27 protein-coding genes are annotated in these 25,665 nt (G+C 45.6%); 4 read left to right on the forward strand and 23 right to left on the reverse strand.

Features of this window, described 5'->3' with window-relative positions:
* The 3 genes from L5M49_RS08855 to nudF form a co-directional block, all read right to left on the reverse strand.
* A partial coding sequence (locus L5M49_RS08855; protein WP_411569100.1) for a transposase family protein occupies positions 1-185 on the reverse strand: 185 nt, incomplete at its 3' end.
* Complete coding sequence (locus L5M49_RS08860) at positions 182-586, reverse strand: DUF1249 domain-containing protein (RefSeq protein WP_263265862.1); 405 nt, start codon at positions 584-586, stop codon at positions 182-184. The genes L5M49_RS08860 and L5M49_RS08855, both read right to left, overlap by 4 nt.
* 6 nt (positions 587-592) lie before the next feature.
* On the reverse strand, positions 593-1,195 hold the full coding sequence (nudF, locus tag L5M49_RS08865) for an ADP-ribose diphosphatase (protein ID WP_028759445.1): 603 nt from the start codon (positions 1,193-1,195) through the stop codon (positions 593-595).
* A 244-nt stretch (positions 1,196-1,439) separates the two neighbouring features.
* On the opposite strand from nudF, the gene tolC reads away from it, so the two are divergent.
* The gene (tolC, locus tag L5M49_RS08870) at positions 1,440-2,747 is read left to right on the forward strand and encodes an outer membrane channel protein TolC (RefSeq protein WP_105251469.1); all 1,308 of its coding nucleotides are present in this window, start codon (positions 1,440-1,442) and stop codon (positions 2,745-2,747) included.
* 77 nt (positions 2,748-2,824) lie between these two features.
* On the opposite strand, the gene L5M49_RS08875 is transcribed toward tolC, so the two are convergent.
* From L5M49_RS08875 to L5M49_RS08885, 3 genes are read right to left on the reverse strand one after another with little or no spacing between them, the layout of a single operon-like run.
* On the reverse strand, positions 2,825-3,562 hold the full coding sequence (locus tag L5M49_RS08875) for a TIGR04219 family outer membrane beta-barrel protein (RefSeq protein WP_263265863.1): 738 nt from the start codon (positions 3,560-3,562) through the stop codon (positions 2,825-2,827).
* Positions 3,563-3,564: 2 nt separating this feature from the next.
* The gene (locus tag L5M49_RS08880) at positions 3,565-4,533 is read right to left on the reverse strand and encodes a DUF2333 family protein (protein WP_105251468.1); all 969 of its coding nucleotides are present in this window, start codon (positions 4,531-4,533) and stop codon (positions 3,565-3,567) included.
* A gap of 11 nt (positions 4,534-4,544) precedes the next feature.
* Entirely contained in the window at positions 4,545-5,027 is a 483-nt protein-coding gene (locus tag L5M49_RS08885; protein ID WP_028761867.1) for a copper chaperone PCu(A)C, read from the reverse strand.
* A gap of 33 nt (positions 5,028-5,060) precedes the next feature.
* On the opposite strand from L5M49_RS08885, the gene L5M49_RS08890 reads away from it, so the two are divergent.
* Positions 5,061-5,798 (forward strand): enoyl-CoA hydratase, encoded by a 738-nt coding sequence (locus L5M49_RS08890; RefSeq protein ID WP_028761866.1) that lies wholly within the window; start codon positions 5,061-5,063, stop codon positions 5,796-5,798.
* 131 nt (positions 5,799-5,929) lie between these two features.
* Here the strand turns inward: L5M49_RS08890 and L5M49_RS08895 are convergent, their stop codons facing one another.
* The 3 genes from L5M49_RS08895 to dusA form a co-directional block, all read right to left on the reverse strand.
* The gene (locus tag L5M49_RS08895) at positions 5,930-6,130 is read right to left on the reverse strand and encodes a PspC domain-containing protein (RefSeq protein ID WP_263265864.1); all 201 of its coding nucleotides are present in this window, start codon (positions 6,128-6,130) and stop codon (positions 5,930-5,932) included.
* A gap of 151 nt (positions 6,131-6,281) precedes the next feature.
* Complete coding sequence (locus tag L5M49_RS08900) at positions 6,282-6,572, reverse strand: hypothetical protein (RefSeq protein WP_173246873.1); 291 nt, start codon at positions 6,570-6,572, stop codon at positions 6,282-6,284.
* Between the two features lie 209 nt (positions 6,573-6,781).
* Complete coding sequence (gene dusA / locus L5M49_RS08905) at positions 6,782-7,801, reverse strand: tRNA dihydrouridine(20/20a) synthase DusA (protein ID WP_263265865.1); 1,020 nt, start codon at positions 7,799-7,801, stop codon at positions 6,782-6,784.
* 121 nt (positions 7,802-7,922) lie between these two features.
* On the opposite strand from dusA, the gene L5M49_RS08910 reads away from it, so the two are divergent.
* The gene (locus L5M49_RS08910; protein ID WP_263265866.1) at positions 7,923-8,996 is read left to right on the forward strand and encodes a tyrosine-type recombinase/integrase; all 1,074 of its coding nucleotides are present in this window, start codon (positions 7,923-7,925) and stop codon (positions 8,994-8,996) included.
* On the forward strand, positions 8,989-9,369 hold the full coding sequence (locus L5M49_RS08915; RefSeq protein ID WP_263265867.1) for a Rap1a/Tai family immunity protein: 381 nt from the start codon (positions 8,989-8,991) through the stop codon (positions 9,367-9,369). Before L5M49_RS08910 ends, L5M49_RS08915 begins: the two co-directional genes overlap by 8 nt.
* On the opposite strand, the gene L5M49_RS08920 is transcribed toward L5M49_RS08915, so the two are convergent.
* The 14 genes from L5M49_RS08920 to L5M49_RS08985 form a co-directional block, all read right to left on the reverse strand.
* Complete coding sequence (locus L5M49_RS08920) at positions 9,366-9,578, reverse strand: hypothetical protein (protein ID WP_011847761.1); 213 nt, start codon at positions 9,576-9,578, stop codon at positions 9,366-9,368. The two genes, L5M49_RS08915 and L5M49_RS08920, sit on opposite strands and share 4 nt — an antisense overlap.
* 25 nt (positions 9,579-9,603) lie before the next feature.
* A complete protein-coding gene (locus L5M49_RS08925; RefSeq protein ID WP_263265868.1) occupies positions 9,604-11,367 on the reverse strand; it encodes a hypothetical protein in 1,764 nt (587 codons plus the stop codon).
* Positions 11,364-11,651, reverse strand: a complete 288-nt coding sequence (locus tag L5M49_RS08930; RefSeq protein WP_263265869.1) for a hypothetical protein — start codon at positions 11,649-11,651, stop codon at positions 11,364-11,366. Before L5M49_RS08930 ends, L5M49_RS08925 begins: the two co-directional genes overlap by 4 nt.
* Entirely contained in the window at positions 11,644-12,597 is a 954-nt protein-coding gene (locus L5M49_RS08935) for a hypothetical protein (RefSeq protein WP_263265870.1), read from the reverse strand. Before L5M49_RS08935 ends, L5M49_RS08930 begins: the two co-directional genes overlap by 8 nt.
* A gap of 13 nt (positions 12,598-12,610) precedes the next feature.
* A complete protein-coding gene (locus tag L5M49_RS08940) occupies positions 12,611-15,112 on the reverse strand; it encodes a hypothetical protein (RefSeq protein ID WP_263265871.1) in 2,502 nt (833 codons plus the stop codon).
* 7 nt (positions 15,113-15,119) lie between these two features.
* Positions 15,120-15,491: a hypothetical protein gene (locus tag L5M49_RS08945; protein WP_011847765.1), complete on the reverse strand. Its 372-nt coding sequence runs from the start codon at positions 15,489-15,491 to the stop codon at positions 15,120-15,122.
* A gap of 38 nt (positions 15,492-15,529) precedes the next feature.
* Positions 15,530-19,450 (reverse strand): tape measure protein, encoded by a 3,921-nt coding sequence (locus L5M49_RS08950; RefSeq protein WP_263265872.1) that lies wholly within the window; start codon positions 19,448-19,450, stop codon positions 15,530-15,532.
* A 93-nt stretch (positions 19,451-19,543) separates the two neighbouring features.
* Entirely contained in the window at positions 19,544-20,266 is a 723-nt protein-coding gene (locus L5M49_RS08955) for a hypothetical protein (RefSeq protein ID WP_263191685.1), read from the reverse strand.
* Positions 20,263-20,688 (reverse strand): hypothetical protein, encoded by a 426-nt coding sequence (locus L5M49_RS08960; RefSeq protein WP_259544804.1) that lies wholly within the window; start codon positions 20,686-20,688, stop codon positions 20,263-20,265. The genes L5M49_RS08955 and L5M49_RS08960 overlap by 4 nt, the downstream gene beginning before the upstream one ends.
* A 33-nt stretch (positions 20,689-20,721) precedes the next feature.
* Positions 20,722-21,279 carry a hypothetical protein gene (locus L5M49_RS08965; RefSeq protein ID WP_263169055.1) on the reverse strand — a complete coding sequence of 186 codons (558 nt, stop codon included), beginning with the start codon at positions 21,277-21,279 and terminating at the stop codon, positions 20,722-20,724.
* 3 nt (positions 21,280-21,282) lie between these two features.
* Positions 21,283-21,627, reverse strand: a complete 345-nt coding sequence (locus tag L5M49_RS08970) for a hypothetical protein (protein WP_263191686.1) — start codon at positions 21,625-21,627, stop codon at positions 21,283-21,285.
* On the reverse strand, positions 21,620-21,943 hold the full coding sequence (locus tag L5M49_RS08975; RefSeq protein WP_263191687.1) for a DUF2190 family protein: 324 nt from the start codon (positions 21,941-21,943) through the stop codon (positions 21,620-21,622). Before L5M49_RS08975 ends, L5M49_RS08970 begins: the two co-directional genes overlap by 8 nt.
* A 93-nt stretch (positions 21,944-22,036) precedes the next feature.
* Entirely contained in the window at positions 22,037-24,136 is a 2,100-nt protein-coding gene (locus L5M49_RS08980) for a ClpP-like prohead protease/major capsid protein fusion protein (protein WP_263265873.1), read from the reverse strand.
* Complete coding sequence (locus L5M49_RS08985) at positions 24,045-25,619, reverse strand: phage portal protein (RefSeq protein ID WP_263265874.1); 1,575 nt, start codon at positions 25,617-25,619, stop codon at positions 24,045-24,047. Before L5M49_RS08985 ends, L5M49_RS08980 begins: the two co-directional genes overlap by 92 nt.
* Between the last annotated feature and the right edge of the window lie 46 nt (positions 25,620-25,665).

The raw sequence follows: 25,665 nt of genomic DNA on the forward strand, positions 1-25,665 counted from the left end.
AAATCTTCAATATCTTCCCAGCCCTGACAGCCAGCAATCACAGCGCATAGCGTGAGAAACAGCACATCAAACAGTGGGTAAGTGACTTTGGCGGACTGGCGAGTGTCTTCGATGCTGGAAAAGTGTTCAGAAAATACGTTCAGGTTCACGGAATTGCCCTTTTGCAAAAGGCAGTATCTGATCATAAGCTGGCGATTGGGTCAACTACTAGCTTGGTTTGGTTGAAAAATGTTCGTGATCTTGCCCTGGGATAATCATACACTGGGCGTAATTGGTAAATCTGTTGGCCAGTTAACACTTCTGCTAATTTAGCATCGTGATAAATTCTCACTAACACCTTGGGAGTATTGATAAACTCCTTGATTTCGATGGGACGAGATATCTCAACTAGCTGAGTATATTTGGTATTTTCTAAAATTCGCACTACTAATATACCAAACTCACCTTCGAGTCGCCATGACTCACCGATAGCTATCTCTAACGGTAACCATTTCAACATGTAGCCATAATTACGCCCGCACAGTGCTAAAAAATCACTGACGTTGGGTTTATAGCGCCGTTTTAGACTCGAAGTAGCCAAATTCATCCCAATTTAAACCAGTTGCTGATAGTTTAATTGTAACCATTGTAATCCAATAACGGTCGACGCATTATCAATCTCGCCCGCAACCACTCGCTCATAAGCTTGCTCGCGGCTCATGACATGCAATCGAATATCTTCGTGCTCTTCAGCTAATCCATGCAATCCACGGGCATCGTTTGAATCGACATCAGCCCAATAGAAATAGAAACGTTCTGTACTACCACCTGGACTCGCTAAATAGCTATTTACACTGTGTATTTGCTTAGCCATTAAGCCAGTTTCTTCCATTAATTCTCGGTGTGCAACATCCAGAGGCGTTTCTGCGGGCGCAATCATACCCGCGACTAACTCAAGAAGCCAAGGAGATTTAGCGGTTGCTAATGCAGGAAAGCGTACCTGTTCAATGAGTACGACTTTATCTTGCTTGGCATCATAGGGAAGGACGACCACAGCATGACCCCGTTCAAACACTTCGCGAGTGACAGGCTTACTCCAGCCACCAGCGAATAATTTATGCTTGAAAGTGTATTCGTCCATTGAGAAAAAACCTTGATAAAGGGATTTTTTTCCTAAGATCTCAATATCCGTTTGCGAAAAAACAGGGGGTTTCATACTCTATCCTTAAAAGTTAAATTTGCGCCTATAATCAAGGCAATTTGAGCACATTTTTAAAATAAAATCTGTTACACTTCGAATTTGACTTGAAAGTGTCAGAGTTCTTAGACTCTAGGTCATTAAGTTTTAGCTGTATCGGGAAGCGTCGGGAAGCGCAAACCGCCTTGGTAAAGGCATTACTTAGTCTAAACGAAGTTAAAATATTCCTCCGTGGGGGGATTTTGTCTAATAAGGACAGCAAATGAAATTTAAGATCCATAATTTATGCGCAGCATTAACACTTGCGGCTTCCGCTTCAGCGGTGCAAGCAGATGATTTGTTGCAAATTTATCAGCAAGCACTGACCAGCGACCCGCTCGTATTGCAAGCCCAAGCCCAGCGTAATGGTTTGTTTGAGAAAATCGAGCAAAACCGCGCTCCGCTGTTGCCAACCATTAGTGCAAACGTCGGTTATGACAAAGCTTGGAATGATCCGAAGGATGATGCAAGTGGTCTAGTAGGTAGCCTGAAATTAAATCAAGTCATCTATGATCACAGTGCTTGGGTTGGTTTAAGTCTTGCTGAGAAAGCCGCTTCTCAAGCTGATTCCGCTTATGCTTCCGCATTACAAAACTTGATTACTCGTATCACTAAAGCCTATTTCGATGTATTAACGGCGAAAGACAACTACGAGTTCCAAGGTGCAGAAAAACGCGCAATCGAGCGTCAACTTGAACAAACTAAACAACGTTTCGCAGTGGGTTTAACCGCGATTACCGATGTGCATGAAGCTCAAGCGCAATATGACTTAGCCTCAGCCACTGAAATTTTAGCCGAAAACACGCTCGCCAATAGTTATGAAGCCTTACGTGAAATCACCGGCATCGATCACAAGACGATTAATGTGTTAGATACCAACCGTTTCTCAGCCGTTACGCCAGCGCCAACATCATCTAGCGAATGGTTAAAAATTGCTGAAACCAATAGTGTTGATTTAATGACTCAACGTATTGGTAAAGATATTGCCCAAGAGACCATTAAGCTTTATCAAGCAGGCCACATGCCGTCTTTAAGCTTAAATGCCGGTTACAACAAAGGTCTTGAGCAAAAAATGGGGAATCTCAACGAACCTGATTTTGATAATGTCAGCGTTGGTGTCAACTTGAGCATTCCGATTTTCGAAGGTTTTAAAGTCAGCTCACAAGTTAATGAAGCACAATTCCAGTATGTTGAAGCAAGTGAAAAGCTTGAGCAAATTTACCGTGGTGTAGTGAAAAACGTTCGTAATAACTACAACAACGTAGGTGCTTCTATCAGCTCAATCAAAGCTTATGAGCAATCTGTTATTTCATCAGAAAGTGCCCTAAAAGCCACTCAAGCGGGTTTCGAAGTGGGTACTCGTACTATCGTTGATGTTTTGAACCGTACCCGTGACTTGTACGACTCAAAACGTAAATTATCCGATGCGCGCTATAGCTACATCAACTCAGTTGTTGCACTAAAGCAAGCTGCGGGTACATTGAATGAAGATGATGTTATCGCCATCAATAATGGCTTGATTGCACAGTAACAACGCTCTCAGTCATTAAGCATAAAAAAACCGCCATTTGGCGGTTTTTTTATGCTTAAAAGTTAAAATCAACAAAATTAGAAGTTGATTTCAACACCCGCAAAATAACCTTTAAATTTAGTATCAGCACTCACACCCGAGAAATTACTCACATCGAATAAAAATTCACGGTAGCCTACACGTACACGGGTATCGACGGCCAAACCATCAAATTGCCAACCTAAACCAATTGCATAGTCGTGCACGCTTGACTCATTGACGCCCTGCATCAAATCAGCAAAACCGTACAAGCCTAAGCCAGGCATACCTACATGCGTACTGGCGTAACCCATCACAATACCGCTATCGACATCTTTCTCTTCAGGGTGACCAGGATCTTGCACGCGCAGTGAACCATTCATTAACTTGTATGCAGCACCAAGGTCCAATGACACTATGTCGTTATCCAATATTTCGTAGTACAGCACGAAGTCTGTGTTACTCAAATCAGTATAAGCAGTCACATTACCTTTAAAATCATGACCATTGAAGTTGAAATCAGCACCAGACATGCCGCCTTTCTGATCTAGGCTATTTTCACGGATTTTAATATTAGGGACAAATGGCAATGGATGCTCAACCGCAATCCAGTAGCTACCTTGAGCAGATGAACTGTAATCAAATGTTTGTTGTGGTTGGCCTTTATCGGCAAAAGTACCACTAGTATCGGCGCGCCAGTAATCACCACCAATCGTGAAACCAACCACAGTTGCCGCTTGGGCAGATGAGGCCATACAGAATCCTAATACCGCACTGGCGAGGAGAGTTTTTTTCATAATTAACCTTGAGATAGCAAGTTCGTTAAATCAATCACCGCGGCATTCGCACGGGATACATAGTTAGCCATAACCAATGAATGATTAGCGACTAAGCCAAAACCGCTGCCATTCAGCACAACAGGGCTCCAGACAGTTTGCTGAGTCGCCTCCAGCTCACGAATGATCTGTCTTAGGCTCACTTCAGCATTTTTCTTCTTCAATACGTCAGCAAAGTCAACTTCAACTGCGCGCATAAAGTTCAACAACGCCCATGAAGCACCACGGCTCTCATAGAAGACATCATCAATTTTCCACCAACTGGTTTTTACCTGATGGCTGGTCAAATTTGGGGTTGATTGACGCGCCGAATTGTCACCAGCTAGATCTGTATTTAAGCGCTCTTGGCCAACGCTGGCAGATAAACGCTGCGACATACTGCCCAGACGTTTCTGCACTTCTTTCAACCATTCATTAAGGTTGTCAGCACGGGCATAAAACTGTGCGTCTTGATTATTAGGGTCCATCATGCGGGCACGATAGAGCTTCAGCAATTTGATTGCATCGCGATATTCGCTTTCGGCACTGGGTACTAACCAGCTAGTGTGGTCAATATTGAGCTTAGATTGGGCTTCGCCTAAATCTTTGTCCGCCGCAGATTGTGACTGTGAGCGGCTAAACTCTTTACGCATAATCAAGGCTAAATCACGGGCTTGCTCCAAAGCACCATATTCAAATGCGGGCATGTTATCCATGAAGATGGAAGGTGGCATCACATCGTTTGATAACCAACCACCTTGCTTATCGAGTAAATTTTCGACAGTGAGGATTAGCGATGTAGTAGTAGCGTATCCAACAATATTCTTATTGGATGCTGTTAATTGTTGAGGGCTAATTGGATCCGGTTCGATACTCCACCATACACTCACGCCATAACCGATTAATACTAAAAATAAACCGACCCCGGTAACTTTTTTCCATGTAATTTGCATCAAGCGACTCCTTAATGATGGTGATGATGCTCTTGCTCTGCGGCGTTTTCTGCTGCTTTACTAACAGGCAGGGTAATTGCCATTTTCTCGCCACCGTCAAACTCTAATTGCAGTTCAACTTGTTGCTCTAACACCAATGGCGCTTTTAAGCCAAGCAACATGACGTGATCCCCTGACGGCGTTAACGTTAATGTGCCATGGGAGGGGATGTCAAAACCTTCAACATGGCGCATCTTCACCATGCCTTGGTCTTCGATAATCGTGTGTAATTGGGCATCCTTTGCCACAGTCGTACTGACACCGATAAGACGAATCGCTTTATCTGTGTGGTTTTCAAGCGTAAAGTAAGCGGCAGTATTTGGTACTGTCTCAGGCATGGCGCGTATATGACCTTCAGTCATGACTACGTTCGCCAACGCTGAAAATGATGCACAAGATAAAACTAGACAATTAAACAGCTGTTTGAATATTGGTTTCAATGTCTTAAACTCCATGTCTACCCAATGTCGTCGTAAAGGAAACAACCCATGAGTCATATACAGGTTCAGGATGATCAGGGCGTGCGTATTATTAGCTTTAATCGCCCTGATAAACGCAATGCACTTGATCTTAATATGTATAAACAACTGACAGAATACCTGATCGAAGGTGAAGCAGACAACGACATTCGTGCCTTTATGCTCCATGGCCAAGATAATTGTTTCACCTCAGGCAATGATGTTGCTGACTTTTTGAAAAATAGTGACTTAGGGCCAAATCATCCCGCAGTACGTTTCTTATTTTGTCTACTCGAACTCAAAAAACCTCTGGTGGCTGCCGTTTCTGGTGCCGCCGTCGGTATAGGTACAACCGTACTGCTACATTGCGATCTGGTATACGCTGACAACACGGCGAAATTTCAACTTCCCTTCGTCAACTTGGCTCTCGTGCCAGAAGCGGGGGCTAGCCTACTCTTACCAGAACTCATTGGTTATCAAAAAGCGGCTGAGTTACTGCTACTTGGTGAAAGTTTTAATGCCGAGACGGCCCATAGACTCAATATGATCAACGAAATTGTGGCCCATGAAGATTTACTCAGTTATGCACTATCTCAGGCAAAAAAATTGGCAAATCAACCGCCACAAGCCCTACAAATCACACGTCAATTAATGCGTCCGCATAAAAATCGTGTACAACACCAAATGCACCAAGAACTTGAACAATTTAGCGCTAGGCTAAAAAGTGATGAAGCCAAAAGCAGATTTCAGGCTTTTTTGAAAAAGTAGTCTGCAAGGCAGTATGCATATACATTTTCGCATGAGGGTCAAAGTACCCTCTTGTTGATAGGTTTAACTGCATCATTTTAAATCAAAACAAGCCACTTATTAGCTCATCAACACCAGCCATCACTGCATGCTTAGGCTGGTTTTTTCCATTGGACAACTAACAATGCTAAAACAAAGTAAATTAACAAACTCACACCCGGCATAAATACAACTGCACCAATCCACACCGCACGAGTCCAAAAACAAGACCAATCAAATTTCCATGCCATACCAGCGGCAACACCACACACTAATCGCTCTGGACTCTCCATACGCACTTTTAATCGTTTCATCTAAAACCTCGGCTCAGTTGATCGCGAACTTATTTATCACTAACACTATGCCACTGAAACCAGCAAATAATGCCTGAAAACAACGCAAGACTAATTACAGGTAACAGTAGCAATGTCATCAAAGGTGCTACAAACCACATAAGCAGATCCTTTACTTAGCGCTATATTCATCGGCACCTGCCGATTCACCTTTATTTTCAGCGTTTAAGCTAAGTTGACTGTTGAAGTCATAAATACTTTCAGCCAGTTGTGTTTGCAATGACATCACAAATTCACGCTTTACACTGACGAACAATTCTTGTGTCTGCGCAGTTAATGTTTGCTCAATAGTTCCCACAACATCTGATATTGGTGCGGCTTCTGCGTGTGCTGCAACGCTACCGACTAACGCGCCTAATAACACACTCATTTGTACTGATTTTTTAATGGTTAACGTAAACATGATGGCATCCCTTTCGATTAATTAACTTGACGAAAGGAGTATTACAAACTGCGTGCCAACTTATAAAAGTATTTTTAAGATTATGATTTTAATCATTTTAAAAAATTTTATGTGGACAAGATGAGATATAGGGATGGATTGTAAAATAACAAGTGGTGAAAAATACTACTCAAATTAGTAAATTTCACCATCTTTTAAGTCGAGTGGAATTACTCTACAACTTCAGCCTGAATATTCTGAAAAGCCTGCTTTACCACTTCTATCCCAGCGCCGTTTTTATGGGCATTTTCGCTCAAATAACGACGCCACGCACGGGCACCCGGTAAGCCTTGAAATAAACCTATCATATGACGAGTAATATGATTGAGCCGGCCACCAGACTGCAAATGCGCTTCAATATAAGGCAACATAACCTCAATCACAGCCTCGCGGCTGATCACTGCTTTTTGACTGCCACACAATATTTGATCCACCTGCGCCAGAATATAAGGATTCTGATAAGCCTCGCGCCCCATCATTACTCCATCGAGCTGCACTAAATGAACTTGTGCTTGCTCGAGAGTTGTTACGCCGCCATTAATACCAATATTAAGTGCAGGATAATCACGCTTAAGTTGATACACACGCTCATAATCGAGCGGCGGGATCTCGCGATTCTCTTTTGGGCTTAACCCTTGAAGCCACGCCTTACGCGCATGGATAGTAAAATCCGTACACCCTTTTGCACTGACCACATCAATAAACTGGGTTAAAAACGCATAACTATCTTGTTCATCAATTCCGATACGCGTTTTCACAGTCACAGGAATATCAACGACTTGTTTCATGGCGTCAACACACTCAGCCACTAACTCAGGTTCCGCCATCAAACACGCGCCAAAGCGACCATTTTGCACTCGATCGGAAGGACAACCCACATTGAGGTTAACTTCATCGTAGCCACGCTCAGCAGCGAGTTTAGCGCAACGAGCCAAATCTAAGGGATTAGAGCCACCTAACTGCAAAGCCAAAGGATGTTCTTCTTGGTTATACGCCAAGTAATCACCGCGACCATGCAATATAGCTCCTGTTGTCACCATTTCCGTATACAACAAAGCATTAGCCGACATCAAACGTGCAAAATAACGATAATGACGATCTGTCCAATCCAACATGGGCGCAATGGAAAAGGTTCTATCGAGGGTTTTAGGCGCTAAACCTTGGTGTTGCTGGGTTTTATCTAAATTCATTACAATCCGAAAAGTTAATATTTTTGCTAATTTTTGTACGTTTTTGCATGTTTTGCATTGCTCGGGGAACCTATAGTGATCCACAATGGATTGGACTGAGGGGTTCGGGGAACCAAAAAACATGGCATCTTATAGCATTCAAAAACGCGAAAAAGCCGACGGTACTGTGCGGCATCGCTGCCTAGTTCGTGTAAAGAAAAACGGCAAAATATTATACACGGAGCAACGTACCTTTACCAAATATGCCGCTGCGGAGGCATGGGGTAAAGATCGGGTGATTGATATTGAGTCAAACGGGTTTGCTACTGAGGATACGGCTCCTATTACATTGGGCAGCATCATCAGCAAAGCCCTGACAGATGAAAACATCGACAACAGCATTGGTCGTTCGAAGCGCTTTTGTTTACGGCTGTTATCGGATTGCGATATTGCTAAATTGAATCTGACTGATATTAAGTCGCACCACATCATCGACCACTGTAAATTACGACGCAGTGCAGGCACAGGGCCATCTACCATTGCAGTTGATGTAAGCGTGATCCGATGGCTGCTACGAATCGCTAAATCAAACTTTGGGCATGAGGTTTCACAAATTTCGGTTATCGAAGCTTACGATGCACTGTATAGCCAAGACTTGATCGCTAAATCTGGGAAGCGTTCGCGCAGGCCGACAACAGATGAGATTGATAGGTTAAAAATCGGATTAGCTGCAAGAGCAGATCAACGGGCTGCACACATCCCTTATATTGATTTGCTGGATTTCTCGATACTGAGTTGCATGCGTATTGGTGAAGTGTGCCGGATAACATGGGACGATGTGGATGAAGCACAAAAGGCCGTGATCGTTCGTGACCGTAAGGACCCTCGCAAAAAAGCAGGCAACCACATGTTGGTACCACTGTTGGGTGGGGCATGGGAGATACTGCAAAAGCAGCCGAGGAATGATGCGCGGGTTTTCCCATACAATGAGCGTAGCGTTACTGCAGGGTTTCAGCGGGTGCGTAACGAATTGGGAATTGAAGATTTACGCTATCACGATTTACGCCGTGAAGGCGCTAGCCGGCTATTTGAGAAGGGCTATAGCATTGATGAAGTGGCGCAGGTGACAGGACACAGAAATATCAATACACTGTGGCAGGTATATACAGAGTTATTTCCTAAACGATTACATGATAAGGATATTTTAAGTGAATAGAGTTATATTGATGGTTACTGCATTAATGTTTTTTGTTCCGGAAACTGTCTGGGCAAATGGAGGTAAACTATTAGAACTCTGTAAATCGACAACGAAAGAGTTAACTAATCAATCTCCAGAAGATCTATACAACTCATCACATTGTTTTGGATATATTGAAGGTATTACTGATACTAATTTACTATATGAAGTTTACTTAGAAACGAAACAAAATGAAAATATAAAACCATTATTCTGCATACCTGACAATGGGTCGATTAGTCAAGTGACTAAGGTTGTAATTAAGTATCTGGAAGAACATCCAGAAAAACTACATGAACATGAGATTTCAATTGTTGCCACCGCTCTAAGACAAGCATTTCCGTGTAACTAAACCTCTATCTCCACAAATGGCAAGTCGGGTGCTGTCCCTAGCACCCTGCCGTCTTGTACGTAGATGTGATCGCCAACCGTTCCTGAGCCAATGGCGCGGATAGTGTGGCCGCTGGCACTGCTGGCGGTGACAGTGCCATCGGCGTTTACGGCAGCTACAGTCATGATCATCCGTGGCAATACTAACGCTGTTTGAAGTTGTTTAAGCATAGTGCCTCGCTGGCTGTTAGCAGAGTTACGCGATTGAGCGGATCACTGTAATGGATTGTTCGATATCGATATCACCGCGATCACTGACGCTGGCGCGGATGCTCCAACTGTCACACGTTCCTTTAAAGACTTCGGCACCTTCACGAATACCAATCAACATGCCAGGCGTTGCGGGTGGCAAATCCACCATGACGGGAAAGGATAGCGTGACGTTGAGCTTGTCGCCTGTATCTGCCAGTGCATTGGTGCCAGCGATGCGCGCCGCTTGGTTATCTACGATCAACTGGGCGCTAATGTCAGCAGCAGGAATATTGCCCGCGCTGCCGGTGCGTTTCACCTTAGCGCTAATCCCTTGTTGTTCACCCCGCAACCACACCACATCACACAATGGATTGCGGGAGACTGATTCGCTGTAATTGGTGATCACGGCATCGTGCACTGTTAGGTCCGGTACCGCTGTTGCCATTTCCCATGGCACGGTTGGCCAGCGTGGAATAATGGTCAGTTTACGGTTGGCATCATCGGCTAAGATCATGCAGCCCAGTTGGCTTGCTGCTTCATTAATCGCGTCGATTGGTGACTTTTTACCCACGCTGAACGCGCCTGCAGGGACGCTAAAATCTGGTATCCCGCTTAGCTCTGCAGTCCAGCCTGTGTTTTGCAACAGATCACCGATAATACCGCCAAGGCTGCGCAAGACAGTGTTGGTGTAGCTGATTGGCAAAAGGTAAGGCGATGACAGTTCTGCGGTACGTGATCGGCCTGTGCTGCTGTGAGTTTCAATACCAAAGGCTTTGCTGGTGCTTGGCTGTTCGGCAATGGCATAAAACTCATAACCGTTGATGGTGATCAGCAATAGCTCATTGTGGGCGCGCTGCGCATCGATACGGCTTGAGAACTCAATGCTAACAGACCTCGCCCACTGTCCACGGCTTTGGCTAATGCTACAACTTACGATCACAATCGGTAAACTGTCTGATACTCGCACGCATGTGATCGTTGGCTGCATTAAGTAGTACCTGCGGATTTGGGGTTCAATCGGGATTTTAAAATCGATATTGGGTAATGTTGGGTTGCCATCGATGAGGCCGCCGCCATCATCCCAGTAGCAATATTCGGCTGAAGGTGTGAACCGCAATACAATAGGGTTTGGTTGTGTAGATAGTGGCTCACTGAACCTGAGCGTGACTTTGCCTACGGGTGGACGATATTTAGTGGAGCATATCCAGCGCGGTTCGTGAAAGCCCCATTTAATCGACTTTTCATCACCGATTGCAAACTCACGATACCTAATCATCAGTTGTTTATCGTAAGTTTTACCATCCACCCACTCGATTGATCTAATCAAATGTTGTGCTGCAATATTGAGCCAATTCAAAGTGGTATTTGAATTATACGGATTCGGTACGAGCCAATTTAACGTAGTCTCTATTTGATACGCAGTGGGTAACGTCCAACTTACGATAGTATTGGTTCTGACGTGTTCATCATTAAACAACCAGTGCACACTCCAAACATCATCAACCGCAATATTGCTAACCCATTTCGATTCAAAATTCATAACTTCAGCATTGTAACTCAACCACTGCAATTCAACTGCGACATGATGATCGCGAGCCGCTTCATTTAACAATAACGCTTGTTCAACGGCATCAAGTGCAAACCAACCAAGGCCACACTCAATACCAAAACTATTATCAACGATGACGGGTGTATCAACAAACCTGATTGTTATTGGGCTGACCGCATTTAACCAAGGCGTGTCAAACCGAAGCGTTATTACAGTCATATCGCGTTCGCATTGACAGATTCAGCCCGTACACCATCTACAAATTTACAGTTGTATACCCTGTCGTTATCTAATATGCCAACCAACAATGCATCATTAGTTGCATGTTGATACGGTACGACAAACATGTGAATTGCTAATGCACGTTTGAAAGAATGGTATAAATCACCAGTATCTCTGTTCAGTATTAAAATGCGTTCCGCATCTATGTCAGCATCTACCGATACTATTGCACGTAAACTTATCGGTGCTTTTACTACGGTATTCAATGCAATATTAATCATACCATGTACCTGTTTTAACCCAGAGTTGTGGACTGAAGAATGAGCGCAACAATACCCATGTGACACCACCTGCTAACAAATCTTTAGGCCAATTAACTGTGCGATAACCAGCGAAGGTGGAGTTATACAGTCCCGGCACAGAACCGCGACAATATGGCATTTTCAGACTGTTTACTTGACTCACACCGTTTGCATCATTGACACTTACCGATCCTGTGATTGTTACAGGAACCATATTGTGATTCACACCCAACGACTCAGCATCACTATCAACGGTAGCATTTGATACAAAAGCGCCCCTTGTCCAGTTATATAGATAAGTGGCATTGGAACCATCTGCACTATTCATGTGTGCACAGAATGTCAATGAGAACCAGTTCAAACCAGCGCCAGCATTGCTAGTTACATCGGCATTGGTTGCATCGGTATCAACAATTGCGAAAGGACTGGTGTCGAGCGTTGTATTGGCTTCAATATCGCCAATAAACCGCGCTTGATGATACAGTGATGCGTTTGAGAGCCCCATTTGCAACGTAGTTGTCATGTGAGGTATTAAGTAAAATCCACGACTGGTGCCTATTATTTCCCACCCCTTTGTTTGTGATGCCATCCCCATAGCACGGGTATATAACGGTTTTATAAAAACATCTAGTGCTGACATACTGCTGCCGCATTTCAACAACATGGTTGTAAATGCAGTATTAGCACCTGTCGATGACCAGAATTGAAAATAAAAACCACTACCACCGTCGGCAACAGAGTTACGAAATGCAACCTTAAATGTAGCAGCATTTTCAAATTCTAATGTCCAACCGAGTGGGGCTTTCGAACCATAACCATCAACCAATACTTTTTTTAAAATATTAATCCATTCCGATGGTGTGCCATTAGTTAATTGCGGTGCACCCGCGTCTGTATAACGATAAACAGTTACTGGTAATCCCATTACATACCCCTTATCAAGATTCGTTGCCACGGAATGCAAGCACTGCGCGGTCAGTTGTAATTTCACTATGCCCACTCTGCACAGTGCGAAGTATCATTGCAGGCTTACTCGCTGCATAACTTCTAAAACGAACTGCTTCACCCGCATTCCAACCACCGCCAAACGCACCTGAGCGAATGATGAAGTACGGTAGTAATGTTAACGGGTTCACAGGTGCAAAGTCGTTCAGCGTATCACCTGTTGATATTTGACCTAGGCGACGACCAACACACCTGAACGATGTTGGGGTGGTGAATATCAGCACCCAATCTTCATTGACAGCAGTATCGTTGCGTACCTCAATTGGAAAATCCACTGTGTTCATGTTTGCCGTTGCAGGTGTGCCGTCTAAATCCCAATTGTTAGACCATGCGGTCATGTCGCGCACAGTGCCGATACGAGCTTGCAAATCACCAAGATTCTGAATGCTGGACACATTAGAACCGAGCGGATAGGTGGCACTCAAGGGTGATGCGAGCACCAGTGATGTAGGGTTCACTTCAACAACTAATGCAGTTTCACCAATGGTATCTGTGAGAATAAATGGTGCAGTGAACCCCGTAAAATCACTATTGACAGTCACGACACCCGTTGACTTAACCCATGTATAATGAGTGTCGGTTAACGTCCAAAGTGACTTTCCCTCAGTGTCAGTGATATCAACAAATCGTGCATTTACACGTGCACTGTATGTTTGAGCAGGTACAGGACTGGTGACTAATTGCACCTCAGTGTGTTGTACTGCAATGTTGTTCCACGCTGTGAACGCATTGACTACACCACCGTTTTTAATCCGTAGAGGATTAAGCCCGTAAAGTTCTGGTGGTGGTGACAGTGTGACAGTCTCACTAATGTCATATCGCAGAGTGCTCAGATAAACACGCTGAGTGAATGTAAGTGATACAGTGCCGTTTACTATTGTTCCACTCACGCCAGCACCAGTGACGACACCTGCACTGTTGGCTGACGCACTCAGCAGTGTGTCACTGGTTGTTGAAACTGTAATGTAAAATGTATCGAGGATTGGTGAATCAGATTTCAGAATAAATTCGACTGTCAAATCGCCCGGTGGCGTGACTTCACCGGGTACAGTCTCAACGAGTAGGCAATTATATAAGTATGTAAAATCACCTCTGAAATCGAGGTTTTTAGTGACGACACCTGTAGTGGCATCAATGTAACCAACAATGTTGTTGTTAGATTCAACCAAGGGTATTGCAGTGATATCCAAAGCAGGTGTACGCATGTTAATATTGCTTTTACCATACGTAGTATTGACAAATGTTATTTCACCAAACAATTTATCTTTGACCATCAACCTGTTAGATGGAAATGTGACATTTGAATAGTAAACATCATATTTGTCGTCACTGATATAGCTGGCACCAATACTATAACCAGTAGGCGGGGTGTAACCTGTGAATATCACAGTGACAGTTGTACCAATAACACTAACACTGGCATTCTGAGCCCATGCACCTGAATATTTTACATTCTGTATGGCGTTAGCGTTAAACCAATCTGAGACCAGTAAATCTGATAATTCAAAAATATACGTACTCTGACCTGACACCGATGGCACCGATACAGTTTTATATACCATAGAGGGTATTGCACTTGTACCACCAACCACACCACCCTGAGAATCTTCAACACCCTCAAGTGCGTTACCTGCACTGATTGAAATGGTTTTGACTTTTGGTAGTAACTCAACCGATGTTGATTCAACTGCTAGCACTGCTGAGCTGGCAGCAGCCGTAAGCTTGGTCACACCGTGATATTTAATACCATCATTCTGTGATGTATAGCGCAAATGTGTACAACCCGTTTTACCATTGATTGTTACATCATAATTAGGGGTATCAAATGGTATGGCAGGTTTGAAATATACCAACCCACCAGTACCACCTGTCACTGTTCGATGAATTTGGCAGAAATGCTCGAAGCGAGGGTATAGTGCGTCCTCTGCCCCGGGGTACTCTACCGATATCACAATGATTTGCCCCTGAACCAATGTTATATTTTCGTAGAAATCACGACCATTGAACTGGTATATACTCTGTAAATACGGTCTAGGGAATGTATCTTGACCAGCGAGTAACCCGATTAAACGATTGCGGATCAATTGACCTGCACGCACCGATGATTCAAGTATTTCAACCATATCAGTCATACGATCGGCATCACTCAATGTTTCTGATTCAGCTATCAACATGCTGACCAGTTCATCTGTTGGTCTTTGACTGATAAAAATATGACCGTCAAGCAGAATGCTTGTATCAGGTGTGTCTAATGCTGGATAGCATTTCACAATATCAACAGCGGATTGTGAGTGGTCTATATCTGAAATGGCGCGAAACAGTTCATTGAGTTTACCTGACTCAACTGGGATTTTGGTACGTTGCCCACCCGCATCATCGCTTGAGCCCAATTGCTCAGGTTTGAATACTTTTAAATCAGCGCGAGAGATTGCCATAGATAGCCTATAAGGTCAGAAACTTAAGAACCACGTTAGTGAGCTTTTCAAACCCGCCAACTTCGTCAAATAAATCTTCACCCGTTATGGGTGAGCCTGCAGTGTTATCCCAAACCACGTTGTAACTGGCGCCTTCATAGGCCAACGTGAAGGCGGTTAACGTAATGGCGGCATGGGCTTTTAGTTGTTCAAACTCAGTGCGCAGCATCCATCCCGATTTGGTGCCTAACTCCATGGCAATACCGGCTGGGATAATGGTTTGCTGCACCAATGGCGCGCCGTTTAAGGCGCGCTTCATATTGGCCGCAACGCGGGGCGTGTTGTCGCGGTTTAGCCACAGCAAATCCACCGCGATATCGATGCTATCGATGGTTGTCATAGGGACCTTTGATTAATTGGGGCGAATAACAGGATTGGCTAACCGCCAACAGATTGCAGGCGTTTGATCTCGTTCATCAATTCAGTGACGAGGCTGCGCTTCATTTGGGCGTTAAAGGTGCTATTGCCAACCTGCAGTTGCAGCACTTGCATATCTGAAGTGTTAGCCACAGATTGCGTGCTGGTTTGGGTGTTGGCTTGCGTGTTAACGGTAGCAGTTGCTTGAGTTTGAGCCGCGGCCTTAGCAGTCGCAGCACTAGCTTCGGCTTGCTTCTTCGCCTCGGCAGCGCTTTGCTTATCGGCTTCTTGCTGGGTTTTAATTTCAGCGGTACGGAACTCATAAACTTGCTTTAACGTTCGTTCTGCTTCGCGCAAATCGGCAATAAGCTGCTGGTCACCTGTACGTTCAGCAGCAACAAGTTGCTGCTTTAGGTCGGCAACTTGTTCCTGATAGCGGCGTTTTTCTATTTCATCTTGGCGGCCAAGGTAGCCGTCAAGCTCATCCTGCAGCGACTTAAGCGTAGACTCGGCACTATCGCGCAACGAATCCATACGCTGTTTGGCGCTGTCCAGTGCGGAAGTGAGCAAAGACATATCTTGATCATTCACCAGATCAAGCGCTTTAGTTGCCCGTGTTGCACTGTTGATAATACTAAGATTTGCTTTATCAGTATTATCGAGTGCATCCACTAGATTAAGCAGTTCAAGCTTTTGCCGATAATAAGCGCGTTCGGCAACTTTGCCGGCTTTCTCTGTTTCAAGTGCCCAGGTGCGAAGCCCGACAAAATCAACCGTTTTAGCCAACGTGTTATCAAGCTCATAGATAACACCCGTTAACCGCTCTATTTCGTTTTCGACTTGGCCAAGATCACCAAACTCCTTTTTCACGTTCTGCACACCATAAACAATGGTGTTGAAGTAACGCGCAGCACCATCACTTAAGGCTTTAACGTTGTCATAAACGGCGGTACCAATATCGGCAAAGTATTGGGCAATAGACTGCAACCCAATGCCAGCTTGTTCGGCTGACTTTTCTACCGTATCCATGGTATTAGATATGGTGGTACCTATTTCTGTAGAACCTTTTTTTACATTATCAGCCGTTTGTTGAGTGTTATCACCTAGGCCAGATTGGGCATCTTTTAAACGAGAATATTGCGCAATCAGTTTATCGATATCGCCAGCAAGCCCCATAGTCGCAGCTTGCTGCCTCAGGCTAGCCTCAACCTGCCCATCACTTGCTTGACCTACTTTTAACGACGCTTGTTCAGCCTTAAGCGCGGTTTCAGCATATTTTAAAAATGCTTGGTTTAGCTCATTGGTTGACGCAGTGCCATCCTTAGCGCCTTGTTTAACTTGATCAAATGTCTTTTTAGCCTCGGCAGCTTGGTCACGCAAAACCTTAATTGTGGTGATGCCCGCTATTGCCATTGCCAATTCAAAATCATCAGCTGCAGTGGAGGTTTTTTTAACTTCCGTGGTTAGCTGAGATTGCGCCTTTGCCAACTCAGCGGCCGTTTTCTTTGCATTGTCTTGGGCTGTTTTATAGTCCTCAACCGATGCTTCACCCGCAATAAAGGCATCTCGCACTTTAGTCAGTTGATCTTGAGCTAGTTGGTTCTGTTCATTCCTTAGGTCAATAGTTGCCCACATCAATTCCATATTTGACAAAGCAAGCTTAGCTTGTTTATCAAGTTGGTTTTCTTGTACGTCACCTAATCTTAGAGTTGTATTTTCAAGTGCAATTTGTGCTGTTTCAAGCTCAGCCATGCTGGCTGTACCTGAGTTTTTTAATGCAGTGTAATGCTCTTTAGCCGCCTGTTCGCGAGCCTTCCATGCATCCACTTCTTTAGTTGCAGATTCATTGGCTTTTTCGGCCGCTGCCACCGCTTGTTGACTCGCTTCTATCTGTTGCTCAAGCTGGCTTTTAACCGCCGCTTTTATCTTCTCGGCATTATTAACTTGGGTCTGAGTGGTGCTATCCGAGTCTAAACGGATATCCACACCCATTTGTTTAAGTGCAGCGGTTGCATCACGGGAATCTTGCTCGACTTGATCAAGATAAGCCTTAGAGACAGCCTTAAGCGCGTTCGCTTGGGTTTGAAATGTTTGCGCTAACTCATCACCACCAAACACACTAATAACCGTCGCCCAGCCTTGCAGAATGAGGGCGAACACACCACTTATTGCGGCGCCAAATGTAGCTACCACAGAGGTGAAAATATTAAACACTAGCCTTATAGAGCCCGCGACAACATTAAGCCCAGTAGCAAAGGCAGTAATGTTTTCCAGCATGCCTTTAAGGCTTGCGCCGCCATCTTTTAAAATGGCTTTGAAAAAGTCGCTAATATCTTGTGCTGCGGCCTTAATCTTTCCGCTTTGATTTAACTGATCAAAACTCGTGTTAATGTCTTTGAGTAAATCAATCGCCACTTGATAGGCGCCAGAATCAGCAATGATCTGCTTGAATGACTCCCACTTATTCGAGAGAAGATTTAACTGACCACTTAACCGATCAAGACTTAATGCCGCTTGACCATTGGCTTGCTTGCCCATTTCGTCAAACAGTTGTTGCATCACATCACGGCCAAGCTTGCCCGCTTCACTCAGCTTGCCCAGTTGGACGGTATTTTTACCTGTAACTTTTTCCAGCAAATCCCACACAGGAACGCCGCGCTCTACCAGCTGCAGGATTTCTTCACCTTGCAGCTTTTGCTTTGCCCACGCTTGGCCTGTGGCGAGGATGATACCTTCTAGCTTTTCTTGGCTACCGCCTAGCTTAGCGTTGTAATCAACCATCGATTGCAAGGCCCCATTCATGGGGTCGATACCGAAGGTTTTTAACGAGGCGAAAGCTTGCTTAGCACTATCGAGCTGGGTACCTGTGCGGTTAGCAAAATCCTTGATCCACGAAGTTGCTTGCTCGCCACCCGCAATACTGCCCATCATGGAAGTCATTTGCGCACTAAAAGACGCCGCTTTATCGCCTGCGGTAAGGATTGACTTTAGGCTTTCCCATAGGCGATCTACGCCAACATAGGCACCAGCCATGGCAAGCAATGAACCAGTGGCGGCTTTAATGCTACCGCCAAAATCACTCGATGATTTTTTGCTTTCATCGAGCAATTTATTGTGGCGCTCAAGCCGAGTGTTTACGCCCTTTAGCGCGATTTCAGCGGCGGCTTGCTGGGTCTTTAAGTCTTTGCTGGCATCAGCCAGCTTGTTCATATCAATACCGGCTTTATTCAGCACGGTTTGCTGTTTGTCTAACTCAGCCTTATTGCGGCCAAGGCTAGAGCCGAGTTGATTTAACTCAGTGCGCGCGCTTTTAACCTTAAGTGCATACTCGGCCTTTTTCTGACCAGCCTGATCAACTTCGCCACTTAATTGCTTAAACTCAATGCGTTCTTGCTCAAGCTCGGTCGCCAGTTGGTTAGCACTGGTAGCGGTATTTTTTTGCGCCGTTTCGAGTTGTTGTAAATCAGCATTCGCAGCAGCAAGGGCTTGCGCTTGATCTTTACTGGCCTGAGCGCCTTTATCTTGCGTCGCGGTTAAGCGCTCAACCTCAGCACGGGCAGCAGCAAGCTGTTCATCATATTTGCTTAGCTCAGCAACGGTTTGGCTGTATTCAGTTTCAAGCTTACTGGTTGAGGTTGCCGCCTCTTTTTGTGCCTGCTCGAGCTGCTTTAAATTCTGCGCGGCTTGCTTTTGCTCTTTGCTGAATTGTTCGAGCGCGCGCGAGCCATCGATAAAACCCTTTTCGCCTTTAGTGATGGCGGCGGTGAGATCATCAATCGCCTTAATCGCAGCCTGTTGCTGCTTTAAATCATCTAGGCGTTCGTTTAAGACTTCACTTTGGTTTGCTAACTCTTGCAATGCCTTTTCTGATTTAGCCGCCTCACTTGAGAACAAGTCGCGGCCTTGGATGATCAGGTTGATTACTTGATCTTTAAAACTCATGGCATCACCGATTGATAGGAATTAACAAACCAAAATAAAAAGCCCACAACACATGGATCACATGCTGTGGGCTATAGGGGAAAATCTTTCGACTTATGCAGCGCTACGAACGAAGAACTTAGACTTACCCGTGGCAACGATTGACGTATCGGCTAATACTCCGCCTTCAATATCGAAGGATCCGAAGTCTTCGCCGATGAGGTCCATGCCTGCGGTAGGGCTTGGGCTCCACTTGAAGAACTTAAGCACCCAAGGTTTACCTGTGGCATCGTTTACGCCATCAATCACCACAGGCACCACTGCACCGGATTCGGTTAATGCTTGCATCGCGTTACCGGCTTTTTTGGTGTAAGTCACTTTAAGCACTTCACCATCAGTGATATCACCGCTCGATAGCGCACGGATACCGCCTGCACTCACAACGTAGTCAGTATCTTTGACATACGTTGTTGCGGCAGTTGTATTAGTTACAACGGGGTCAACAGTGGTATCAATCATAAAGGCGGTATCGGCTAAGCCGTCCAACACTGCGTTGATGGTTTCAGGTGTAGAAAGCGCACCAGCAGTAAGCACTTCCACCTTGCCACGCAGAGCCATAGCCATGTTGGCGTTGCTAAAATCGTTCATGGTGAAAGATAGTTTTACCGATTTTACCTTGGTAATTTCAGCAGCATTACCGCCACCGCCACGATAGTTTGGTTGGGATTTTGTATCTTGTTCAATGGCAATTTTAACGCCTGAGGCGTTGCCAACATCGCGGCCAGCAACATACACGATGCCTGAGCCGATGTAACTTTCGGTTACTGTTTCACTCATAGTGAGTCTCCAAATTTAACGGTATTAACAAGGGATAGGGTGATAACCGCTAGGCCATGTTTTTCATGGGCTTCGGGCATGATGTACTTGCAGGGCTCAGACTCTTTAAAGCTGATCACCAATGGCAACCAACTTGGTTTCTCGCTATTACGTTCATCTTTATAGAACGCACTGCGAATGGCGCGAACCAAGTTAATGAGATCGGCTGTCGGATTGGTTGACTTGGTTAGATTGATACCCGCTACCACTTGCAGCACTAGATCATCTTTGTATTTATCGATGCCATTTTTGCTATCAAATCCATCGGTATACGGCTGCAAAAAGATAAACTTCTTTTCAGATGCGACCGATTGCACATAAAAACCTTCACGTACAGTGGCGCCGTCAACCAGCGCTAGGCGGTCTAAAATTGCTTGGATCATGGGACTGTCCTTTCGGTATTTATCCTTTAGGCATTAACGATTAGCGTACTGGCCATATTTATTTCGCAGATGAGCAATAATCGGCGGCTCAATATCGTCGCGGATCTTGCTAAAACTGCCTGCCACTGAAGGGCCGTACATCGCTTTTTGTCCTTTAAGCTTGCGCCAACTGTTATCGCCTTTCTGACGTTGGAACATGATTTGATTGCCATTGCGGCCAATCAGGGTAAAGGTGCCTTTAAACCATGTAGGTTGATTGCGCAGCGCACTGATCATGTGACCGTCAGGACGAGAGCCGCCGTTCTTTCCGGTGCGGGTTAACGCTCTGGCAAAACGGGTTAAAGTGCTGGCACGATAACGAGCGGTGATAAAACCTTTTAAACTGCGTGGGTCAAAACTGACAGACAAATGCTGTTCAATGTAACTGCGGGAACGGAAACCATAACGAGCAAATATGGCATCTACAGCCGCCTTTTCACCAAACTTTACGGCGTCCTCAATTGCCCGATTAATCGCTGGCGCTTGTGCATCACGAATGCGGTTAAGTTCCTTTGTTACCGCCTCCATGCCTTCAATCTTTATGCGTGCCATTGGCTAGGCCTCAAGCGGAATATAGATAAAGGTTACGCTGACTGAATCCATGCTTACCCGTTGGGTGAGGCGTCCTTGCTGGGCGCTAATGCCCTCACCTATCGTAAACTCATCACCAGAATTTACCGCCCCTTCGGATTGTAAAAACTCGGCACGACTGATTAGCTCGGGAATATATTCATTAGACGAGGCCGCAATTTCTGCACCGTTATCGTCTAAATTCACCAGGCGAGTAAATGGCGCAGAGCCATCGCTTGGGGTAAAAAGGCACGGATCAGCCAAACGCTGAAACAGCCGCACCATTTTACCCCGCACGCGTTCGGCAAAGTGTTTGCCAACGTTAGGCATTGATCTTCACCCATACGGTGGTTGATGGATTGCCTGCACCCAGCCACGCTTTACCGACTCGCGTATTATCAGTCGCGGTGGCAGTGATCACCTTAGCGGTATCATCCCAATACACATCATCGCCTTGGCCGATATCTGCTGTATTAGCTTTGGGTAATTCAAAAACGCCTTCGGCAACAAACTCGCCAGGTGTGTTAGCAGGGATATTGCTTAAAGCAACGGCCAGCAAAGCGCCGATTAGTAATGCCGCGCCGCTAGTCACAACAACTGTTGGGGTGAACGTGATGGTCTTGCCATCTTGCACATAATTTTTCATGAGAGTGTTCCTATCTTTAAATCAAGACTTAGAAAAATGGCTATCGATTGATAGCCATTTTTAACAGTGGAGATACCAGTTAACTTGCGACAATTACACGCCTGTTGATTTCACCAATCCACGGTAATCAAGTGGAGCCACACCCGCATCGATACGCACTTTGGTGGCTACGCCGTCAACGGTAAAGCCTTGTTGCTGCTCGATGTACGGGGTATCAATACCATCGAGGTAAGCCACTTCGATAGTGTCATTACCTTGTCCAGCAGCTAAGTAGTAAGCCTTATCGCTAACTAATTTCAGACGAGATTCTGAAATCACTTCCGCAAAATCTTGCATTGGATTAGCAATACCTGCGTTGATATCAGCACCTTTTACTGAGCTAGATTTAATGATCTGAGTCAGCGTACGTTTAAGATTAGGTGGACATAAAACAAACTCAGGCATGATGTTTAGTGCCCTTGGCGTTTTACCGCCCGTGGTTTGGCTTTCCATCAACTCAGCCAATACAGCTAAGCTTTCCGCACTGGGTACGCCTGAACCTAAGTTTTTATGCTCTGCATGGAACAGGTTTTTCCCGTCAGCCATCAGCGGGTTGCCTGTTAAGATAGCAAACACTAAATCGCCAATAGTTGCTTTAGCTGCAGCGCCCATTTTTTCAGGGATGGTAGTCAACACCGTCATATCATCATTAATGATACATTGGCGGGTGATAGAGAAAATTTCACCGTAGGTCGCTAGTGCAATATCTGCACCTGTATCACCAAGGGTAATGTATTTATATTCAGCACCTTCACGGACTTTTCGTAAGCTGCCAAACTCTTCCAAACCAACACGTTTAGAGACTTTAAAGTCACTAAGCTGGCCTTTACGGGTAAAGCGCTCAAAACTTTCTTGCGCGGCAGTCCAACCTTTTAACACTGACTTATTAGCCACATCTAACAAGATATTGCCAAAATCACTTGAGCTATGAGTAAACGCTAATGCGACCATTTGCATTTGATTAAGCCCAGCCATGCCGATACCGCGATCACCCAGTGAAGCTCGAGCTAACTCTTTCAAGTTATAGCTGGTATAGCCGTTTGACGCTTCGGCTTTCTCATAACCAGCGCGTGCCATTAAGTGAGCGCGAATCGAGTCACCAACGATATTACCGTTACCCGAGTGGATAATAGTACGGTTTGGCATGGTCGCCGCTGGTGTGGTGTTTTCGCCCAACTTTGCCAAAATGCGGTCTTTGGCAATTTCAGCATTGATGTTGGCATCCGCTAAACACTCATTCTTCAGATCAGCCAATTGCGGGAACGCAGCGAACGCAGCATTAATGCCGGTCATACGCTGAGTATTAAACGCAATCGCAGCCGCTTGAATGGTTGCTGCATCAGGTTGATCAGCAACGTGGGTGGTTGTGGTAACTGCAGCGGCTGGCGCTGTAGTCGTTTGAGTTGTGGTGGCTGCAGTTTGAGTCGCACCGACATTTCCCTGTTGATTTAACAGGATTTGCATAGCTTTAGGCATATTATTAAAGTCCTTCAATCGTTTAAAATCAATTGATGCAGCCATTTGCATCGGTTCAATTACTTCGTCAGCCAACCCAAGGCCAACCGCTTCTTGGGCGGTCAACCAAGTGTCTTCTTTAAAAAACTGTGCAAGCTGTTCGTCACTAAGCTTTCCCGCTGCCTTGTCTTGATAAGCCTTACCCATACTTGAGCGCCACTTATCGAGCAAATCGGCGTACTCGCGTAAATCTTCTGCAGTGCCCACTGCGCCGCCCCAATTGCTGTGGATCATCAAAAAGGCATTTGATGGCATGATCACAGTGTCAAACGCCATGCAGATCACGCTGGCCATTGAAGCTGCAACCGACTCAATACAAATCGACTTTTGGCAAGGCCAGCGGGCGAGGATGTTATAGATAGCCATCCCATCCATAACATCACCACCACCCGATTGGATGTAAGCTTTTAGATGGGTGATTTTGCCCATTGCACGTAAATCGGTAGCGATCTGTTTAGCTGAGAAATCCCAACCAACATCGCCATACATAATCAATTCAGCTACACCGCCAGCGGCAGCTTTCATGCTATAAAAGCCGCGCTTTTCATTACTCTCTGTCTGACTGTTGCCTTGTGGCGCGATCACTGCTGCGCTTGTCAGCATTACGGCGAGCGTTGCTGCCATTCTGGATTTTTTCACTGGTTTGTTCTCCAAGTGTCGGGTCTGGGTCATTGGCCGTGACCATTTGGTTTTCGCGGTTGTATTCCACCTCGCGTTTACGCTGGCGTTTCACTTCCGCAGGATTACGGCCACGGGCTCGCGCCCACTCGGCCTCGGTAGCAGCGTTGCCGGCTATCATCATTTCCCAGCCTTCGGCCTCTTTGCGTGGGTCAATCCATGGCATGGTGGGGCCGTAGTACACGGCATCAAACAAGGTGCGGATGTCGAGATCAGGCGGCAACACTAATGGGTCCTGCTTGTTGAGCATTTCCATTTTTAAGAAGTTGCGGAACACAGGCCGCGACCAACCAGCACAAAACCATTGCTGCATAATGCGGTTCGATTCGTCTTGCTCAACTAGCTCTTGGCGCTGGCTTGAATAACTGCCTTTGTAGTCACGGGAAATACTGGAATAACTGCCACGGCTACCCGCTGCAGCAGCTTTTAATTGCCCATTGCGAAACTCAACTAAGTGCACATTAGGCCGATTAGATTCAATCATCCCGACATCTTCACCGGGCTTTAAATCGTCGAAGGTCATGCCAGGTGCAATAGGAATTTCACGACTTGACGATTCACCACTTTGGTCGTCTTGAAACATAGTCGCATCGCCGCGCTTGATGTAAAACGCCAGCGCAGCGGCAATCCTTGCGGCTACGCGCTCGGATTCTTCATAGTCTTTAATGTCACCAAGGCGGGTTAAAATGCCGTGGAATAGCGACACGCCGCGCAGCTGGTGCAAACGTTTGAACAAGCCCAAGTGCATCATGCTCGATGCAGGTACCGCTTTAGTTTTGTAGCGAAAGCCAACTTGATCCGCTGGGTGATCAAGCAATACGTGATAGTTAACTACTTGGCCCCAGCCGTTCACCTCAAGCCCTTGGCGCACCCGCTTTGCTGGTTCGTTTAACTCGTAGGGGATAAAGTCGGCTTCTAAGGCTTCAATACTGTATTGAGTGCCTTGCTCGTTTGGGTGGCCGAACTTAGGCACTTTACCCATCACATGCTGGCCGAACACATCACCATCACGCAGGGCGCTACGTAACACTAGGCGCTCTAATTCAGGGCGACTAAAGCGACCAGTAACGTCACACTTAAGCGACCATGCACCGAAACGGCGCTGAATATCGTTAGCTAAGTCATCAAGGATTTCACCGCTAATACTGCGCGGCTGCGGTTCGACCACAATCCCTTGCGCACCGATCACCCGTTCTTCCATGCGGTCGAGAATGCCGATACTGAGATCATGATTTTCGTCTAACCAGCGCGCTTGCTCACGCAGGCTTTTACCTGCCGCAAATACCGCTTGGTTAGCGCCGCGACTTTCCTTTTTAGCGCGATGCGTGCGGCTTGGGCTAGCAGCTTCATACCCTTTCAGGTTGCGGTAGCTCATTGCTGCCGCTTCACGCTGTAATGCTAAACGCGGGGCAAATATCGCCAGCGCATCATTGATAATGCTCATGTGTTGCTCCGACTTATATTTTTAGAAGTGCCCTATTAATGCGGCC

The organism is Shewanella sp. SM74, from assembly GCF_025653725.1.
GTDB lineage: Bacteria > Pseudomonadota > Gammaproteobacteria > Enterobacterales > Shewanellaceae > Shewanella > Shewanella oncorhynchi.

Bases quoted from the DNA above. Each gene is read 5' to 3' on its own strand.
- L5M49_RS08885 (WP_028761867.1), bottom strand. From the start codon at position 5,027: ATGGAGTTTAAGACATTGAAACCAATATTCAAACAGCTGTTTAATTGT.
- L5M49_RS08930 (WP_263265869.1), bottom strand. From the start codon at position 11,651: ATGATTAATATTGCATTGAATACCGTAGTAAAAGCACCGATAAGTTTA.
- L5M49_RS08920 (WP_011847761.1), bottom strand. From the start codon at position 9,578: ATGCTTAAACAACTTCAAACAGCGTTAGTATTGCCACGGATGATCATG.
- L5M49_RS08985 (WP_263265874.1), bottom strand. From the start codon at position 25,619: ATGAGCATTATCAATGATGCGCTGGCGATATTTGCCCCGCGTTTAGCA.
- L5M49_RS08960 (WP_259544804.1), bottom strand. From the start codon at position 20,688: ATGATCCAAGCAATTTTAGACCGCCTAGCGCTGGTTGACGGCGCCACT.
- L5M49_RS08860 (WP_263265862.1), bottom strand. From the start codon at position 586: ATGAATTTGGCTACTTCGAGTCTAAAACGGCGCTATAAACCCAACGTC.
- L5M49_RS08945 (WP_011847765.1), bottom strand. From the start codon at position 15,491: ATGACAACCATCGATAGCATCGATATCGCGGTGGATTTGCTGTGGCTA.
- dusA (WP_263265865.1), bottom strand. From the start codon at position 7,801: ATGAATTTAGATAAAACCCAGCAACACCAAGGTTTAGCGCCTAAAACC.
- L5M49_RS08975 (WP_263191687.1), bottom strand. From the start codon at position 21,943: ATGAAAAATTATGTGCAAGATGGCAAGACCATCACGTTCACCCCAACA.
- tolC (WP_105251469.1), top strand. From the start codon at position 1,440: ATGAAATTTAAGATCCATAATTTATGCGCAGCATTAACACTTGCGGCT.
- L5M49_RS08910 (WP_263265866.1), top strand. From the start codon at position 7,923: ATGGCATCTTATAGCATTCAAAAACGCGAAAAAGCCGACGGTACTGTG.
- nudF (WP_028759445.1), bottom strand. From the start codon at position 1,195: ATGAAACCCCCTGTTTTTTCGCAAACGGATATTGAGATCTTAGGAAAA.
- L5M49_RS08880 (WP_105251468.1), bottom strand. From the start codon at position 4,533: ATGCAAATTACATGGAAAAAAGTTACCGGGGTCGGTTTATTTTTAGTA.
- L5M49_RS08925 (WP_263265868.1), bottom strand. From the start codon at position 11,367: ATGACTGTAATAACGCTTCGGTTTGACACGCCTTGGTTAAATGCGGTC.
- L5M49_RS08940 (WP_263265871.1), bottom strand. From the start codon at position 15,112: ATGGCAATCTCTCGCGCTGATTTAAAAGTATTCAAACCTGAGCAATTG.
- L5M49_RS08955 (WP_263191685.1), bottom strand. From the start codon at position 20,266: ATGAGTGAAACAGTAACCGAAAGTTACATCGGCTCAGGCATCGTGTAT.
- L5M49_RS08895 (WP_263265864.1), bottom strand. From the start codon at position 6,130: ATGAAACGATTAAAAGTGCGTATGGAGAGTCCAGAGCGATTAGTGTGT.
- L5M49_RS08965 (WP_263169055.1), bottom strand. From the start codon at position 21,279: ATGGCACGCATAAAGATTGAAGGCATGGAGGCGGTAACAAAGGAACTT.
- L5M49_RS08935 (WP_263265870.1), bottom strand. From the start codon at position 12,597: ATGGGATTACCAGTAACTGTTTATCGTTATACAGACGCGGGTGCACCG.
- L5M49_RS08890 (WP_028761866.1), top strand. From the start codon at position 5,061: ATGAGTCATATACAGGTTCAGGATGATCAGGGCGTGCGTATTATTAGC.
- L5M49_RS08950 (WP_263265872.1), bottom strand. From the start codon at position 19,450: ATGAGTTTTAAAGATCAAGTAATCAACCTGATCATCCAAGGCCGCGAC.
- L5M49_RS08875 (WP_263265863.1), bottom strand. From the start codon at position 3,562: ATGAAAAAAACTCTCCTCGCCAGTGCGGTATTAGGATTCTGTATGGCC.
- L5M49_RS08970 (WP_263191686.1), bottom strand. From the start codon at position 21,627: ATGCCTAACGTTGGCAAACACTTTGCCGAACGCGTGCGGGGTAAAATG.
- L5M49_RS08900 (WP_173246873.1), bottom strand. From the start codon at position 6,572: ATGTTTACGTTAACCATTAAAAAATCAGTACAAATGAGTGTGTTATTA.